A 237-nucleotide genomic window follows, 5' to 3' on the forward strand; every position below is an offset into this window, starting at 1 on the left:
GGTTCTCAAGGTGCCACTGAGTTATTAAATACTTTTGGTGGCGGAGCCTTGAAACGATTTTCTATTTTTGCAATGGGTATTGTACCCTACATCACTGCATCAATCGTAATGCAATTATTACAAATGGATATTGTCCCTAAATTCTCAGAATGGGCAAAACAAGGTGAAGTAGGTAGAAGAAAGTTAAATAACGTTACTCGTTATTTAGCAATTTCTTTAGCATTTATCCAATCTATA

Annotated in this window: 1 pseudogene; it reads left to right on the forward strand. The window is 35.0% G+C overall.

From position 1 onward, the window contains the following. Positions 1–237 (forward strand): annotated as a pseudogene (locus tag F1003_RS19225) (preprotein translocase subunit SecY); the annotation flags it as partial.

It is taken from the genome of Winogradskyella ouciana (assembly GCF_009709615.1).
GTDB classification, from domain to species: Bacteria; Bacteroidota; Bacteroidia; order Flavobacteriales; family Flavobacteriaceae; genus Winogradskyella; species Winogradskyella ouciana.